13 protein-coding genes are annotated in these 14,720 nt (G+C 58.4%); 3 read left to right on the top strand and 10 right to left on the bottom strand.

Annotated elements, in window-relative coordinates:
- Window positions 1–47 precede the first annotated feature (47 nt).
- Window positions 48–818 (top strand): sulfite exporter TauE/SafE family protein, encoded by a 771-nt coding sequence (locus AABB31_RS12040; protein WP_342077905.1) that lies wholly within the window; start codon window positions 48–50, stop codon window positions 816–818.
- A gap of 8 nt (window positions 819–826) precedes the next feature.
- Here the strand turns inward: AABB31_RS12040 and AABB31_RS12035 are convergent, their stop codons facing one another.
- The gene (locus tag AABB31_RS12035) at window positions 827–1,363 is read right to left on the bottom strand and encodes a DUF3859 domain-containing protein (protein ID WP_342077906.1); all 537 of its coding nucleotides are present in this window, start codon (window positions 1,361–1,363) and stop codon (window positions 827–829) included.
- Window positions 1,364–1,889: 526 nt separating this feature from the next.
- On the opposite strand from AABB31_RS12035, the gene AABB31_RS12030 reads away from it, so the two are divergent.
- On the top strand, window positions 1,890–2,402 hold the full coding sequence (locus AABB31_RS12030) for a DinB family protein (protein WP_342077907.1): 513 nt from the start codon (window positions 1,890–1,892) through the stop codon (window positions 2,400–2,402).
- A gap of 355 nt (window positions 2,403–2,757) precedes the next feature.
- Here the strand turns inward: AABB31_RS12030 and AABB31_RS12025 are convergent, their stop codons facing one another.
- From AABB31_RS12025 to AABB31_RS12015, 3 genes are read right to left on the bottom strand one after another with little or no spacing between them, the layout of a single operon-like run.
- A complete protein-coding gene (locus AABB31_RS12025; RefSeq protein ID WP_342077908.1) occupies window positions 2,758–3,378 on the bottom strand; it encodes a hypothetical protein in 621 nt (206 codons plus the stop codon).
- Window positions 3,379–3,386: 8 nt separating this feature from the next.
- A complete protein-coding gene (locus tag AABB31_RS12020; protein WP_342077909.1) occupies window positions 3,387–5,627 on the bottom strand; it encodes a molybdopterin cofactor-binding domain-containing protein in 2,241 nt (746 codons plus the stop codon).
- Window positions 5,628–5,630: 3 nt separating this feature from the next.
- Window positions 5,631–6,092 (bottom strand): (2Fe-2S)-binding protein, encoded by a 462-nt coding sequence (locus AABB31_RS12015; RefSeq protein ID WP_342077910.1) that lies wholly within the window; start codon window positions 6,090–6,092, stop codon window positions 5,631–5,633.
- A gap of 94 nt (window positions 6,093–6,186) precedes the next feature.
- On the opposite strand from AABB31_RS12015, the gene AABB31_RS12010 reads away from it, so the two are divergent.
- On the top strand, window positions 6,187–6,747 hold the full coding sequence (locus AABB31_RS12010; protein WP_342077911.1) for a helix-turn-helix domain-containing protein: 561 nt from the start codon (window positions 6,187–6,189) through the stop codon (window positions 6,745–6,747).
- 93 nt (window positions 6,748–6,840) lie between these two features.
- On the opposite strand, the gene AABB31_RS12005 is transcribed toward AABB31_RS12010, so the two are convergent.
- From AABB31_RS12005 to AABB31_RS11980, 6 genes are all read right to left on the bottom strand, one after another.
- Window positions 6,841–7,821: a hypothetical protein gene (locus AABB31_RS12005; RefSeq protein ID WP_342077912.1), complete on the bottom strand. Its 981-nt coding sequence runs from the start codon at window positions 7,819–7,821 to the stop codon at window positions 6,841–6,843.
- A 117-nt stretch (window positions 7,822–7,938) separates the two neighbouring features.
- Window positions 7,939–9,474, bottom strand: coding sequence for a tryptophan halogenase family protein (locus tag AABB31_RS12000; RefSeq protein WP_373634783.1), 1,536 nt, complete (start codon window positions 9,472–9,474; stop codon window positions 7,939–7,941).
- Entirely contained in the window at window positions 9,474–10,847 is a 1,374-nt protein-coding gene (locus AABB31_RS11995; protein WP_342077914.1) for an alpha-glucosidase/alpha-galactosidase, read from the bottom strand. The genes AABB31_RS12000 and AABB31_RS11995 overlap by 1 nt, the downstream gene beginning before the upstream one ends.
- An 88-nt stretch (window positions 10,848–10,935) precedes the next feature.
- A complete protein-coding gene (locus AABB31_RS11990) occupies window positions 10,936–12,543 on the bottom strand; it encodes an ABC transporter ATP-binding protein (protein WP_342077915.1) in 1,608 nt (535 codons plus the stop codon).
- Entirely contained in the window at window positions 12,536–13,678 is a 1,143-nt protein-coding gene (locus AABB31_RS11985) for an ABC transporter permease (RefSeq protein ID WP_342077916.1), read from the bottom strand. Before AABB31_RS11985 ends, AABB31_RS11990 begins: the two co-directional genes overlap by 8 nt.
- 4 nt (window positions 13,679–13,682) lie before the next feature.
- The gene (locus AABB31_RS11980) at window positions 13,683–14,705 is read right to left on the bottom strand and encodes an ABC transporter permease (protein ID WP_342077917.1); all 1,023 of its coding nucleotides are present in this window, start codon (window positions 14,703–14,705) and stop codon (window positions 13,683–13,685) included.
- Window positions 14,706–14,720 lie beyond the last annotated feature (15 nt).

The raw sequence follows: 14,720 nt of genomic DNA, 5'->3' as shown, positions 1-14,720 counted from the left end.
ACGTAAATCCTTGATGCGCCGCTGTTGTGAAGCTTGTATCACGCCATATGCCTGATGTTTTCCAAATAATCGCCCCGGAACTGTTGTTGTTTGCTTGCGGCGTCACCGTTCTGGCCGGCTTTGTGAAGGGCGCGGTTGGATTTGCCATGCCCTTGGTGATGGTGTCGGGCATGGGGATCCTGATCGACCCGCAATTGGTGGTGGCGGGTATCATCCTTCCCATCTTGATCAGCAATGGGTGGCAGGTCGCCCGGGCCGGTATGGGCCAGGCGCGCGAGGCCGTCGCCGAGCACTGGCGTTACATTCTGATCGTATGCGTGATGATCTTGATCACAACCCAGTTTGTCCGCGTCATTCCAGCAGATCTGATGTTTATCGTTCTGGGCGTCCCTGTTGTCGCCCTTTGTATTGTCCAATTCGCCGGTTGGCGCCCCCGGATTGCACCCACGCTCCGGCGTCCGTTCGAGTGGTTGGCAGGTTTGCTTGCCGGTATTCTGGGTGGTTTGGCTGGAACCTGGGGTCCGCCGACGGTGCTGTATCTGTTGGCACTTGCGACCCCGCGTGATCGGCAGATGTCTGTGCAGGGTGTGATCTACATGCTGGGGTCGGTCATGTTGTTTGCCGGGCATTTGCAATCGGGTATTCTGAATGCCCAGACCTGGCCATTCTCGGCGCTGCTGTTATTGCCGGCTTTGGTGGGGATGTGGCTGGGCTTTCGCCTTGGCGACCGGTTTGATCAGGAGAGGTTTCGCCGCGTCACCTTGTTTGTGTTGATCTTCGCAGGGATCAACCTGATCCGGCGAGGGGTGATGGGTTAAAACCCATCCTACGACAGCAGTTCTTCAAATCCACAAATCGCCGCCAGTTCGGGAACCTGCTGTGGTGGTACCACTTCGAACCGAACCCGGTAGAGCGTTTGATCGTCTTTGATCGCGGCCATTTCCCATGTGCCATAGACCAGCTCGTAGGCGTAATCGAACTGGTAGAAAGTCAGCGACGTGCTGACCCCGCTGACCGCTGTTCCGAAGCTTTGTACCTGTGCCTGCGTCTTGCCCATGGGCGGGTGGGTGACCACCATCGTCACATTGTCGATCCCTGCCGCATCTGCCGCAGTCGCCTTGATCCCAAAGCCGATCCCGAGCACGGCCGGAACTCTGCGTTCTGTCGAGACAAAGGGCGGATCAGCGTCGATAATGTGGGTTGTTCCGGCGAGCGTTCCGGGCGCTGGCGCCGACCCGACGGTTTCAGGCGGGCATATGATGCCAGCCTGGAGCGACGCAATACGCTCTGACTGCCCTTCGCCTTGCGCAAGCAGTGCCGCGGGGAGGACCAGGAAAATAGTAAGATGCGCGCGTATCGACATACCGCATTCATTTCATATCTGCGCTATTGGTGTCGAGCCTCATATGGCGCGTTGACCGGTTTGCAAAACGCCGCAAGGTATCCGACGTTTCGAGCGCACCGAATGGCGCTTTCAACTTGCGGAATGTGGTCGAACTGACCCGGTGCGTGTGGCATGCATCAAACTTTACCGTCGGTGGGGCAGATCTACCCTCAAATTTGAGCAGAGAACTTTGCGCGTTTTGCGCCGGTCCTTTTGTGACGATCCGCGACAACGGAATGGAAATGCCGTCGAATCTGATTTCTGACATGTGTGGAACGTCAGAGATGTGCGACCTGTACCGCACAATACTGATCCAAATCCTGAAAAACTGGTAAAGCTGACCTTCCTGTGGAACGAAGCGAACGTGCCGAAAGAACCCAAATTGCATGATGCTGCATGGCGCTCTAACGGCAGCTTTGCCGTAGTTTGTTTCCGACATGCAAGCTGTTTCGTCCGCCACGGAGGGTCATGCTACTGTTCCTGTAGTAAACAGGAGGAGTATCTCATGATTTCGCCGATCCACGCGTTGTTGATGGCACGCTACAATCATTGGCAGAACGGCCTTCTCTATGAGGCAGCAGATGCCCTTGATGACAAACAACGCAATGAAGACCGTGGCGCATTTTTCGGATCGTTGCATACGACGCTTGCGCACATTCTTTGGGCGGACCGTGTTTGGATGAACAGGTTTGCCGGAACGCCGGCGACTGTTTTGTCAGATGATCAGGGGAAGGGGCTAGCATATCAAGATTGGCAGACACTGAAAACAGATCGCGCAACCTTTGATGAAACGATTCTAGGCTGGGCGCATGATCTGGACGAAGCTTGGCTCGAAGCTGATTTCACATGGTGGAATACGACGCGTACACGCAAGTCAACGCAACCCGCTTGGAGGCTCGTGGCACACTTCTTCAATCACCAGACCCACCACCGTGGCCAAGCTCACGCGCTACTGACGGCATTTGGTTCGGCTACAGAAAGCACCGATCTGTTGGTTACCCCCGCCGACGTTTCATAATGTTGGCTCAGTAAGAGCGGTCATTCAGGCATCAGCATCGAAAATCGGTTTTGTCCCGCTCTGTTGCCGTCCGAGAAGGTCTTGATGCAGGTCCGGTCCGAGGTGGAAATGCTTGACGTTCGCGCCGGTACTGCATGATGCCGCACTATTGATAGGATTCACAAAATCCACGGCATTGAGCCAATGATGCCCGCCGTTCCACAACACGGCGCAGGGGTCGCTACGTCGATCAGCACTGGACTGCCTCCGACGCCTTAATGCAGGGCGGTCTGGTGGGAAGCTTAAGTAGCCACATCAGGCATAGATGCTGGACCGAGCACCTGTTCGACGGTATTGGCCATGCGCCAACCGCGATCTAGTCACTTGCGCAGGGAAAGCCTGCAACGCCCCAGATCAACAGGTCATCGACATGTTGCTGCAAGCTATAGGGTGCCGGTTCGCGTCCGCCGCCGGGGTTCCAGGCCCAATGCAGGATCAGATCATGATTGAGGTGTTCTGCCAGTTCTACCATCGTGCGCCCGCCATTGCGTTGAGGGTCACGCAATTGGGTGCAGATCTCGTCTGATGTGCGGCCAAACCAGTCGGCCTCAATCGGGGCGAGTTGCCAGTTCATCGCCACTTGTGGGGCCGCATGAGGGACATCATTCAAACCCTCCCGATACGCATGGCAGGTACTGCACAGCATTGTTTCGGCGCCAATGCGACTTTCCCCGGCCTGCACATTCATCCCATGCGGGCGCGTACGGTCATAGCTGGGGCCGGACCACATCGGCCGGTCACTTGCGCCGACATGGCAATTTGCGCAGCGGGGGTGCGAGGTGACCTCGTAAACCCGATCAAAGGCCGCAAGGCCTTCTGTGATGCTGACGCTGCCAGCAGCAGGCGGATCAATGACGGCGGCCTCTTCGTCTGCAATGGCCAATGTGGCAAGGCTGGCCATCATACCAACGGCCAGAACTTTCAGAAACCGTGTCATGGCAAACCTCACACAAAATCCATGAACTTGTGGAATGGCATCTCGCGCAGACGCTCCCCCGTGGCCGCAAAAATCGCGTTTGCCAAGGCTGGGGCTGCAGCAGGTACCGGAGGTTCGCCAATGCCGCGGATATGGGCGCCGTTTTCGAGCCCCTTCACGAAAATCTCGGGCGCCTGATACATACGCATTGCTTCATGCGCATGATAATTCGATTGCTCTGCCATCCCGCCTGCATAGGTAATTTCCGAGTTGATCGCGTGGCCCAGGCCAAAGATCACACCGCCCTGGACCAGGTTCTCAAAATTTACCGGGTCAAGCACACGGCCGACATCACAAGCGACCCAGACCTTGTCCAGCCGGATGCCAGCATCCGTCGCCGTTACCTCGACCACTTCAGCGACCGGCACACCGAAACTTTCCACAAACGCAACGCCGCGCCCCTGATTGGGCCCGAGCTCCCCGCCCCAGGATGACATGTCGGCCACAGCCTCAAGCACCTTGCGCGACACATCATGATCCATCAGGCGAATGCGTTCTTCCATCGGGTCGGCGCCTGCCTGGTGGATCAATTCATCAAGGAAGCTGTCAAAGAAAAAGCCAGCGGCAGGCGCGCCAACGGCCCGCCAACTTGATGTTGGTGCAAGCTCTGGCGCGCGATAGGCTGTCATCCGGTAGTTCGGGATGCCGTAGGGGTTGTTCCACGCGCCCGCCGCCAGCTGCGAGTCGGGCCCCGCCACCGGGAAGCCCAGCCTGCCCATCTGAGACGCAATGACAGATGGGGCTGCAAGCGACAGATCCAGCGTGTTCACTTGACCATCAGCCACTGTCCCGCGCGCCCGACCCATGGCGATATGGCGGGGGAAGTCCTGCGCAAAATCCTCTTCCCGGCTATAGGTCAGCTTGATCGGCGTGCCGCGCATCTGATTGGCGATTTCAGTGGCCTGCTTGATATAGTCAAGTTCAAGCCTGTGCCCGAAACTGCCGCCCATGAACTGGTTGTGGAAGGTCACCTGGCCCTCAGCATGCCCGGTGATCCCCGCCACAACAGTCTGCAATTGGCGGGGCATCTGATGCCCGGACCAGACCTCGACCCCGTCATCTGTGACACGCACGATGGCGTTCAGTGGCTCCAGTGGTGCGTGTGCGACATAGGGCGATCTGTACTCGGCCTCGATAACGTCTTCCGCCGCAATTGCGCTCTCGACGTCGCCCTCGTCACGCCATGTGCTGTCCAGAAGTTCGGGGCTGAACGATGCCTCCAGCGCCTGCCAGTGCCCGTCCATCTCGGCGGGGTATGGCGGTGCGCCCCATGTCACATCAATGGCATTCGCCGCCTGCATGGCCCGCCACGTATTGTCAGCGAGAACGGCCAGGCCACCGGTGATCTCGACCACATCCGTCACGCCGCGCATGGCCTTTGCGGCGGTTGCATCATAGTTCACAATCTGTCCGTTGCGGCAGGGGTCCAACCGGACTGCGGCATGCACCATCCCGTCCACGGAAAGGTCGATCCCGTAATTCAGAGTGCCGGTTGATTTTGCAATGATATCAAGCCGCTGCATCGGTTTACCAAGCAACCGCCATGTGCTGGGGTCACGCAACGTGACATCCTGCACCGGCTCGATCCCCGCGGCTGTCGCAGCCAATGCGGTATATGGGATACGCGTCCCATCGGGTAGAATGACCGCGCCGCCTTCGGTGTTGAGTTCGGCAATCGCCACACCGGTTTCCTGCGATGCGGCATGCTTGAGTGTTTCCCGCGCGACGGCCCCGGCCATGCGCAGTTTGTCAAAACTATCCGGCATAGAACTGGACCCACCGGTGCCTTGCAAGCCGATGACTTTCATCAGGTTGCCCATCATTGCGCGGGTTGTTTCGGCGGTGAAGCTTTCATCGGTGGCCATGAACGGGGCCGTCTCTGCCCCCATGGCCGTGTTCCAATAGGCCGGGCTGGGCGTGCCAAAGCTGATCTCGAACTGGCCGAACTCCAAATCCATTTCTTCGGCGATCAGCGCGGCCTGGGTCGAGGCGACCCCCTGACCCTTATCCGCATGGGGCGTGATCAATGTGATCTTGTCTTGATCAATCTTGACCCATGGGTTGAAGGTTGCTTCACCGCTTGCAAGGTCATCTTCCAACGGGTTCGGAATGTCGCGGCGGACCAGATAGGTGCCAAAGGCCACCCCGCCAACAACGGCGACGGATCCGATCAGAAACGTGCGGCGGGCAATTGTGCGTAAACGTCCCATGGATCAAACCTCCTGCAGCTTGGCGGCGGCTGTTTTTATCGCGGCGCGGATACGGGGATATGTCCCGCAGCGGCAAAGATTCCCGCTCATGACGGCGTCGATATCGTCGTCAGAGGGCTCGGGGTTGTCCAATAACAGTGCTGCTGCTTGCATAATCTGCCCCGATTGACAGTAGCCGCATTGGGCAACCTGATGTTCGACCCAGGCGTCCTGGACGGCATGCATCGTATCGGGCGTGCCCAACCCCTCGATCGTCACAATATCGGCCCCGTCGGCACTGGCCGCGGCGACCTGGCAACTGCGGACGGCGAAACCGTCCATATGCACCGTGCAGGCCCCGCATTGGGCAATGCCGCAGCCGTATTTCACGCCGGTGATGCCAAGCTCATCCCGCAGCACCCACAAAAGCGGCATGTCGTCTTCAACATCAACTTCGCGACGTTGTCCGTTTACAGTCAGTTGCATGGTGCACCCCCGGGTGGATTGTATTGACGATTGGACATTTTTTATACAATTGTCCAATTTGACATTGCATGTCAATCCGTAGAATGAAAGTCAGATGGACGCCCGCAACCAAAGACTTGTGAACGCTGCAACGGTTGTTTTTCAGCGATATGGGGTCAGTAAGACCACCATGAACGACATTGCGCGTGAGGCGGGCGTTGCGCGTCAAACGCTTTACAACGCCTATCCAAGCAAAGAGGCGATTCTTCGCGCTGCCGTCCGCAAAGGCAATGCAGCAACTGTTGATGAGGTGACGCGGATCTGGGCCGAACAAGACAGTTTTGCCGACAAACTAGAGACGTTTTTCACCCTTGGCCCAATATCATGGTACGACACCGTCCAGGCCTCGCCCGAGGCTGCGGATCTGATAGATGGCATGCATTCAATCGCCAGCGAAGAAATGCTGGAGGCGCACGCGGGCTGGACCGCGTTGTTCAGCGCACAGATCGCGGCACATGCGGCCGCCGGAAGTCCTGCGGCCCAGAACACCAAAGCGACTGCCGATTTCGTTTTCTCCACCAGTGCCAATGCCAAATACGATGCCCCTGACAGGGACACCTTCCTGACACGCCTGCGCATTTTGAAAACCGCTGTGCTTGGGATGATGGATGCTTAGGGTCCAAAGCTGACGCGCTGGCCCGGGCCCACGACGGACGGTTCCGGTCACTTTGAATGCGTCGCCACCAACCCGGTCAACTTGATCGCAGCACTATAACGCGCCTGTTATCAACTCCAGCACCGGTGCGGCGGCCCCGATGAGAAGTGGCACCAGCGCCGTCAGAAGCTTTGACAACTGATCGCGGGTGCTGGGCGCAAGCAATCCGCGGCTTCGGTCCTCGTCCTCGGGCACGGCCTTGTCGCGCGTCAGATAACCCGACAGGATCAGATTGCCGGGGCCAAATATCGCAATCAGGGTCAGGGTAAAGATCATCCCCCAGAACAGGGTCATGCCTTGCGCATAGCCTGTCATGATCTCATGGGCTTTTTCGTCGGCCATCAGGGACAGGGGCAGTTTGTAGAACAGCATCATTGCAATCGTGCTTGTGACCAGCACGAAAGCTGCAGATTGGAAGGCCTGTTCGATCCCCGTGATGCGTTTCTTGTGGGCTTCAACCTCTTGCGTGCTGGGGTCTTCGGGCAGGGGTACGAACAGGGTGCTGACCAGCGATGATGCGAATGCAGCCGCCAAAAGCCCGAACAGGTAGGGAATGACAGCAAGCCATGCAAAAATGCTCAGCCCCGGCGCATCGCAGGCCGGTGGCAGGATATGCAGCGCGATATCTGCCTGCCGACTGACCGCGCAAATCTCGCGATAGGTCAGGTTGAGCGCCCCGCGAAACGCGTCCTGTCGTGCGATCAGATTGAATGCCACCAGCAAAGCGATGGATATGCCTAGCACCCACACGGCCTGCCGCCGTTCGGCCAGCGGCTTTTGCCGAATTTTCAGCATCATAGAGATGATGATCGCAAGGCAGGCGGCCACGTGAAAGACAGCAACCGCCCCATAGACCAGCAGCTGGTTGTGAAAACGGATGGCCAGCGCGTCATCGTGGAACGCCTCTGTCGCGATGGCAGAGGTCAGCAGGGTCATTTCCCCCGGATCCAGCAGGCCCAGTACCGTGAAGGCGACAATCAGGGGCGCGATGGGTAACACCACCCAAATCAGATAGACACGATTGTTGATGTTCAATCCCCGCCTCAAAAAACCGTTGCCTGCCAATATCATCGCGGCAACATGGTCGGACGGTAACGGATCGTGATGCGTTCGCCAATACGCTCTGATTGCGGTGGATACCGCCTGCAGTGCCTAGTCCCGGGCGGCCAGGCTTGCAAGAAAGGTGCGGTGCCGGATCGCCTTGCGGGCCGCGCCGGTGAAATCCTGATGCAGCTGCGCCAAGGCGCTGCGCGCTTGTTTTTTCAGGCCGGGTGATCCGACCGCGCGCGCAGAGGCATCTTTGCCCAAAAGCCCCAGACCGCCAAGCACCGGCGTATAAAGCTGCTCTTCCACATGGGGTAACCCACCCGGCAATGGGGTAAAACTGTTCCGCGATAGCGGCGTGTGTTGCCATGCCGCGATCCTGTCGCGCTGGCGCGCGGTGATCCCGCCTTCGGTCATGTCAGCCCAAAACGGTGTATCCCGCCGCCCGCCGGCATAGTGGATATTGATAAAATCGGCGAAGTCATCGACCTGCCCCGCAACTGTCTGATTGAACGCAGCGCGCTCTGTGGGCAGCGGGCCTGCGGCAAGTTGGGTGGGCGTTGCCCGTAACAGCAGCAGCATTTGCACCAATGTGCCATGAATGGATGTGGCCTCTAGCGGTTCCAGAAAGCTCTGCGCCAGCCCGACGGCCACACAATTCCCGATCCAGGATTGGTCCAGACGGCCCGGATCAATGTCGATCTGGCGGCGGATCTCGACGGGGCGGCGCAGCCGGGTTTCCAACTCGTCCTTGGCCTGATCTGCGTTGATATGCGCATCGGAAAACACATAGCCACAGCCCATCCGGTCGTGAACGGGAATGCCCCACATCCATCCTGCATCCATCGCGCGGGCAAGCGTATAGGGGGCAATATCAGCCTTTGGATCATGATCCAGCCAGAACGGGATTGCCTTGTTCAGGGGCAGCATGGCGCCATAGCTTTTCCATTCCGCCCCCATTTGCCCGATGATCGCGCGGCGAAAACCGGTGCAATCTATCACGAAATCCACGTCGATCTGGCGATCGCCGCTGCATTGCAGGGCCGTGATGTCGCCGCTGGCGGGGTCGCGCAAAAGCGCTGCGACTTCTGTTTGGATATGGTCAATCCCGGTCGCCTTGCTGGCCAGAAAACGCCCTAACCGGGCCTGATCGAAATGATAGGCGTGGTGATAGGGGCTAAGCGGGATCAGCTTGCCATCCTTGCGCGCATAGGCGGATTTATTGCCGCGCATCAGCGCCGTAAAAAGATGTGTGTCCGCAACCCTTTTTCCGGCAGCGATCTGTGCGTGATGCAGCCAGTTGGACGGCGCCCCACCGGGGGGTGGTGCCAATGCGTTAGGATCATCAATCGGGCCGAAATAGTCCTTGCCGTCTTTGCGCCAGCCGGCATGTTTGATCCCGAATTTCAGCGTCGCACCGGTTGCGCGCAGGAATTCCACCTCATCAATCCCGAGGTCCAACAGAACCTGCCGAAAGACCGAAGTTGATCCCTCACCCACACCAACAGTGGGAATATCGGGGCTTTCAATCACTGAAATGCGCAAGCCATCCGACGCTTGCGCTGCCTTTTGCAGCATCAGGGCGGCCAACCATCCGGCTGTGCCGCCCCCGACAATTGCGATGTGTTTTTGTGTTGGCGCCATCAGGCCACTTTGGCAGTTTCCGCCGGTCTTGCCCATCCGGGCAGCCATTCGGTATGTGCCGCGCGCAATTCGTCCACCAGCGCCCAGATCTGATCAAGATCCAGTTCAGCAGCCGTGTGCGGGTCCATCATTGCGGCGTGGTAGATATATTGCGGGTCTTCAGTCATCAGCGCCTCAACAACCAGCCCCTGGACCGTCACGCTGGATTGCATGATTGCGGCCAGTTGCGGTGGCAGGGTGCCATAGCGGGTGGGCTGAACACCGTTACCGTCAATCAGGCAGGCGACCTCGACCGCGCAGCCATCGGGTAGATTGTCAATCAGCCCGTGATTGGCCACGTTGCCATGGATCACCGACGGCGTGCCTGTCCAGATCGAATTGATGATCTCCGAGGCATATTCATGGCTCTCGTTCAGTTCCATCACCTCTTGTGATTCCAGCCGCTCGCGCTCGGCCGCCCAGCCCGCGATCTGTTCCACACAGCGTTCGGGGTATTCGTCCAGCGGGATCTTGAACCGCTCCAGAATATCCTCGCGGCCATCCTTGATGAACCACGGCACATATTCCGCAAAATGTTCCGAGCTTTCGGTGACGAAATATCCCAGCTTTGTCATCATCTCGTAGCGGACGATGTTGGGACAGCGCGGGTTATGCAGGTTTTCCTTGGGGACCTTGCCAGCGTGATAGGCGGCATGCAGATCGGGGTAGAGATCGCGGCGTGTGCCGTCGGGCATCTGTTGCTCGAACGTTGTCATAAAGGCGATATGGTTGATGCCCGCGCATTCGTAGCGAATGGTCTTGTAATCAATGTCGAGATCCCGGGCCAGTTCCTTGCACGTTCCCTGCACCGAATGGCAAAGGCCAACCTGCTTGATCTGCGGGTATTTCCGCGCAATCGCCCATGTGTTCATCGCCATGGGGTTCACATATTGCAGCATTGTGGCATTTGGACAGACGGCCATCATGTCTTCGCAGATCGACCACAGATGCGGGATTGTGCGCAGCCCGCGCATGATGCCGCCAATCCCAAGCGTATCTGCAATCGTCTGTCGTAGTCCGAATTTCTTGGGAATGTCGAAATCAGTGATCGTGCAAGGGTCATAGCCCCCGATCTGGAAGGCAACGATGACAAAATGCGCGCCGTCCAGCGCCTCGCGTTGATTGGTATGTGCGGTGACCTGCGCCCCACAACCCAGCGTTTCAACCATCCGGTTTGCGATGGCTTCGGATTCGGCCAGACGGGTGGGGTCAATATCCATCAATGCGACATGCGCATCACTTAGATCCGGGCGCTGTAGGATGTCGCCAACAATGTTGCGCATGAACACGGCAGAGCCTGCGCCGATAAACGATATTTTAGGTGTTTGTGTCATCCTGCGATGTCCTTGTTGAATGCCTATTGCAGCTTATCAGCCTGCGCAGACAGGTCTTTCAGAGGATTGGTGAAAGGGTTCCGGAAAATCATGCAACCACCTTGAAGGCGGCATCAACCAGCCGCTGCGTGTAGGCGGTTGTGGGGTTGGTGAGGACCTGATCTGTCGGTCCGGCCTCCATCACCTTGCCATGCTGCATGACGATCACATTATGGCAGAGCGCCTGCACAACCTTAAGGTCATGACTGATGAACATGTAGCTAAGCCCGTGTTTGCGCCGCAGATCGCGCAGCAGCTCGATGATCTGGGCCTGAATGGACAGATCCAGCGCCGATGTCGGCTCGTCCAGCAGGATGAACTCGGGCTTCAAGGCGATGGCGCGGGCAATGGCCAGTCGCTGGCGTTGCCCGCCAGAGAATTCATGCGGAAACCGATCCAGCGCGCTATGCGGCATTTGCACATCGTCCAGCGCCTGCCGCACCGCGGTGTCACGGTCGCGGGCAGACCCCATGCCGTTCACAATCAGCCCTTCTTCCAGAATTTGCCGGATGATCATGCGCGGGTTTAGCGATGAAAACGGATCCTGGAAAACGACCTGCATGCGGGTGCGATAAGGCTGCAACTGCTTGCGATTAAGGGTTTCGATTCGGTCACCCTGGAATGTGATCTGACCCTGCTGATAGACCCCCAGCCGTATCAGGGACATCGCAAAGGTGGTCTTGCCAGATCCGCTTTCGCCCACAACGCCGACCGTTTCGCCCCTGCGTACCAGGGCCGAGACATGATCGACCGCCTTCAGATCCTTGGTTGTCGGATTAAAGAACCCCCCGCCTTTCAACTGAAAGGTCACGCAGATATCGGTGCCTTCCATGACCGGCGCGGCCTGCGGGTCAAGCGGGTCGGGCAGCCCCTTGGGTTCGCTTTCGATCAGGTGCTTGGTGTAGGGATGCTGGGGGTTGGCAAAAACCTCGGCCGTGGCCCCGCGTTCCACGACCTCGCCCCGGCGCATGACAACCACATTGTCGGACACGCGGCTGACAACAGTCAGATCATGCGTGATCAGGACCACGGCCATATTGTGTTTCTGCTGAAGCGATTTCAGCAGAGACAGGATTTCCGCCTGCACCGTGACATCAAGGGCGGTGGTCGGCTCGTCCGCGATCAGCAGATCGGGGTTGTTGGCCAGCGCCATGGCGATCATGACCCGCTGCCGCTGTCCGCCTGACATTTCATGCGGGTATTGGCTGTAGCGTTGTTCAGGATCGGGAAGCTGAACTTCGGTCAGCAGCCGGATCACCTCGGCCTTGAGGTCTTTCTTGCTGATGTCGCGATGGACCCGGATGATTTCACCCACCTGATCGCCGATCTTGTAGACTGGGTTCAGCGATGTCAGCGGTTCCTGAAAGATCATCGAAATCCGGCTGCCGCGAATGCGCTGCAATTCCAGTTCCGACCACGTGGACAGGTCGTCCCCATCGAACATGACCCGGGTGTCCTTGCCCACAATGGCATTGGGCGCAAGCATGCCCATGATCGCGCGCGCGGTCACCGATTTGCCCGAGCCGCTTTCACCCACCACGGCGAGGGTCTCGCCCCGGTTGACTGCATAGCTGACGTCTTTGACCGCTTCGGTGACGCCCACAGCGGTGCGAAAGGATACGGCGACGTTTTCAACTGAGAGAAGGGGTTCAGTCATTGGCATAAGGATCCATTGCATCGCGCATCCCGTCGCCCAGCGCGTTGAAGGCCAGCACAGACAGGATGATCATACCCACAGGGGCCAGCAGCCAGGGTGCGGCCGCCAGTGATTGGAAATCACGCACCGCGTTCAGCATCACCCCCCAGCTGACCAGCGGCTGTTGAATGCCCACCCCAAGGAAGGACAGGAAGCTTTCAAGCAGGATGACCTCGGGCAGTACATAGGTGGCCCAGACGATGATATGCGAGGACATGTTGGGAATGATGTGGCGTAGAATGATCCGCTTGTCGCTGGCGCCGACAGCGACGGCGGCACGGACGAATTCGACCGACCGGATGGCAATGACCTTGCCGCGCAATTCGCGCGCAAGGTTTGCCCATTGCAGCAACACGATGATCATCGCGAACATGATGAACGTGGTGATCGGGTCTGCGTTGCGGGGCAGGACGGCGACCAGCGCAAGGTAGAGCGGCAAGTCAGGGAAGGATTTGACGAATTCGATCAGCCGTTGGATCACGGTATCTGTACGCCCGCCGAAATACCCTGAGGATACCCCGATGATGGTGCCGATGATGCAGGCGCAGCCCATCACCAGAAAGCCCATCAGCAAGGTGATCCGTGATCCATAGACCATCCGGCTAAAGACATCGCGGCCCAGCCCATCGGTGCCTAGCAGATGCACGAATTCGCCATCGGCCCCGCCGAATAGATGCGTCGTAAATTCCATCCCAAGAAACGTATATTCCGGCCCTTGGGCGAAGAATGTCAGCGGCACCGCCTTGTCATACGAGGCCTCGAACGTGATCTCGAACGTGTTGGGGTCCATGACCTCTTCAAAGCCCAGCACAAAGGGGGTGGTCAGGCTGCCATCCTCGGTCAGGATGCGGATTGTCTGTGGTGGGCTGTAAATGGCGGCCCGGTCCTTGGTGTCGACGGCATAGGGCGCGATAAAGCCCGCAAAAACCGCTGTCAGCAGGATGAAGAGGGACATCAACAGCCCGGCCATCCCGTACCTGTTGCGGCGAAAGCGTTTGCGCACCAATTGCCAGTAAGACAGGGAAGGCCCGCTTGCCGCCTCGGCATTCATGCCAAAATCGGTTGGGGCGCCGGGTGGGGTGATCGTGTCGGTCATCGCCTCACCCTCCTGACACTGTGGCGCGCCGGACGCGCGGATCAATGAGGGCCAGAATGATGTCGGCCAGCAGGTTGCCGATCACCAGCAAGACGGCGACCAGAAGGAAGATCGCGGCAATCACATACATGTCCCGATCCGTGACGGACGAGATGATCAGCGGCCCCAGCGTGGGGATGCCAAGAACCAGCGCGATCTCAATCTCGCCCTTGATCATGTAGTCAAACCGGGATCCCATATTCATCACCACCGGATGCAGCGCGTTCGGCACCGCATGGCGAAACAGGACCTTGCGCCGCGACAACCCCTTGGCCCGGGCGGTTTCGATATATTGGGCGTTCATCACATCCAGAAGGTTCCCGCGCATCATGCGGGTCGTATAGGCCTGTCCGGCCCAAATCGAGACCAGCAGGATCGGCCAGACATGCAAAAAGAGGTTCCACAGCTTGGCAAAGGACATGCCCTGCTGGACCTGGAATTCAGGCGAATAAAGCGCGCCGATATAGGGAGAGTGCCAGACAAAAGCCAGCAGGTAGAGCAGGATCAGCGCGATCACGAATTTCGGGATCACAATCCCGAGGAAAGCCACCAGCGTGGCGGCCGTATCGCCCCAGCGGTACTGGTTTGTTGCGGCATAGATACCAAGAAAGACACCGATCATCTGGCCCACAACGAGTGTGACAAGCGCGATGCCGATGGTGCGCCACAGGCGCAGGTCGATCACCTCGGTGACGGGCCGGTTCTGGGTAAAGGACATGCCAAAGTCACCGGCAAAGACGATGTTCCTGATCCAGACCCAATATTGGACATAAAGCGGCTGATCGAGGCCCAGCCTCTCACGCATCAGATTGGCCTGCGGCATCAGGGCTTCGCGGCTTTGGCCCGTCTGGGCCATGGTGCGGCCAAGCCAGCCGTCGACAAAATCGCCGGGAACGGCGGTGATGATCAGAAATGTTGCGATGGAGATACCAATCAGCAACGGGATCGTCACAAGGATCCGCCGAAGAATAAATTGCAAGAATGCCATTGAACGCCCTCCCCA

The organism is Yoonia sp. SS1-5 (assembly GCF_038443705.2).
GTDB lineage: Bacteria > Pseudomonadota > Alphaproteobacteria > Rhodobacterales > Rhodobacteraceae > Yoonia > Yoonia rhodophyticola.
Note: the sequence above shows the minus strand (reverse complement) of the source record. Positions and strands in the feature narration are given on the sequence as shown.

Bases quoted from the DNA above. Each gene is read 5' to 3' on its own strand.
- AABB31_RS12040 (WP_342077905.1), top strand. From the start codon at position 48: ATGCCTGATGTTTTCCAAATAATCGCCCCGGAACTGTTGTTGTTTGCT.
- AABB31_RS12035 (WP_342077906.1), bottom strand. From the start codon at position 1,363: ATGTCGATACGCGCGCATCTTACTATTTTCCTGGTCCTCCCCGCGGCA.
- AABB31_RS12030 (WP_342077907.1), top strand. From the start codon at position 1,890: ATGATTTCGCCGATCCACGCGTTGTTGATGGCACGCTACAATCATTGG.
- AABB31_RS12025 (WP_342077908.1), bottom strand. From the start codon at position 3,378: ATGACACGGTTTCTGAAAGTTCTGGCCGTTGGTATGATGGCCAGCCTT.
- AABB31_RS12020 (WP_342077909.1), bottom strand. From the start codon at position 5,627: ATGGGACGTTTACGCACAATTGCCCGCCGCACGTTTCTGATCGGATCC.
- AABB31_RS12015 (WP_342077910.1), bottom strand. From the start codon at position 6,092: ATGCAACTGACTGTAAACGGACAACGTCGCGAAGTTGATGTTGAAGAC.
- AABB31_RS12010 (WP_342077911.1), top strand. From the start codon at position 6,187: ATGGACGCCCGCAACCAAAGACTTGTGAACGCTGCAACGGTTGTTTTT.
- AABB31_RS12000 (WP_373634783.1), bottom strand. From the start codon at position 9,474: ATGGCGCCAACACAAAAACACATCGCAATTGTCGGGGGCGGCACAGCC.
- AABB31_RS11995 (WP_342077914.1), bottom strand. From the start codon at position 10,847: ATGACACAAACACCTAAAATATCGTTTATCGGCGCAGGCTCTGCCGTG.
- AABB31_RS11990 (WP_342077915.1), bottom strand. From the start codon at position 12,543: ATGACTGAACCCCTTCTCTCAGTTGAAAACGTCGCCGTATCCTTTCGC.
- AABB31_RS11985 (WP_342077916.1), bottom strand. From the start codon at position 13,678: ATGACCGACACGATCACCCCACCCGGCGCCCCAACCGATTTTGGCATG.
- AABB31_RS11980 (WP_342077917.1), bottom strand. From the start codon at position 14,705: ATGGCATTCTTGCAATTTATTCTTCGGCGGATCCTTGTGACGATCCCG.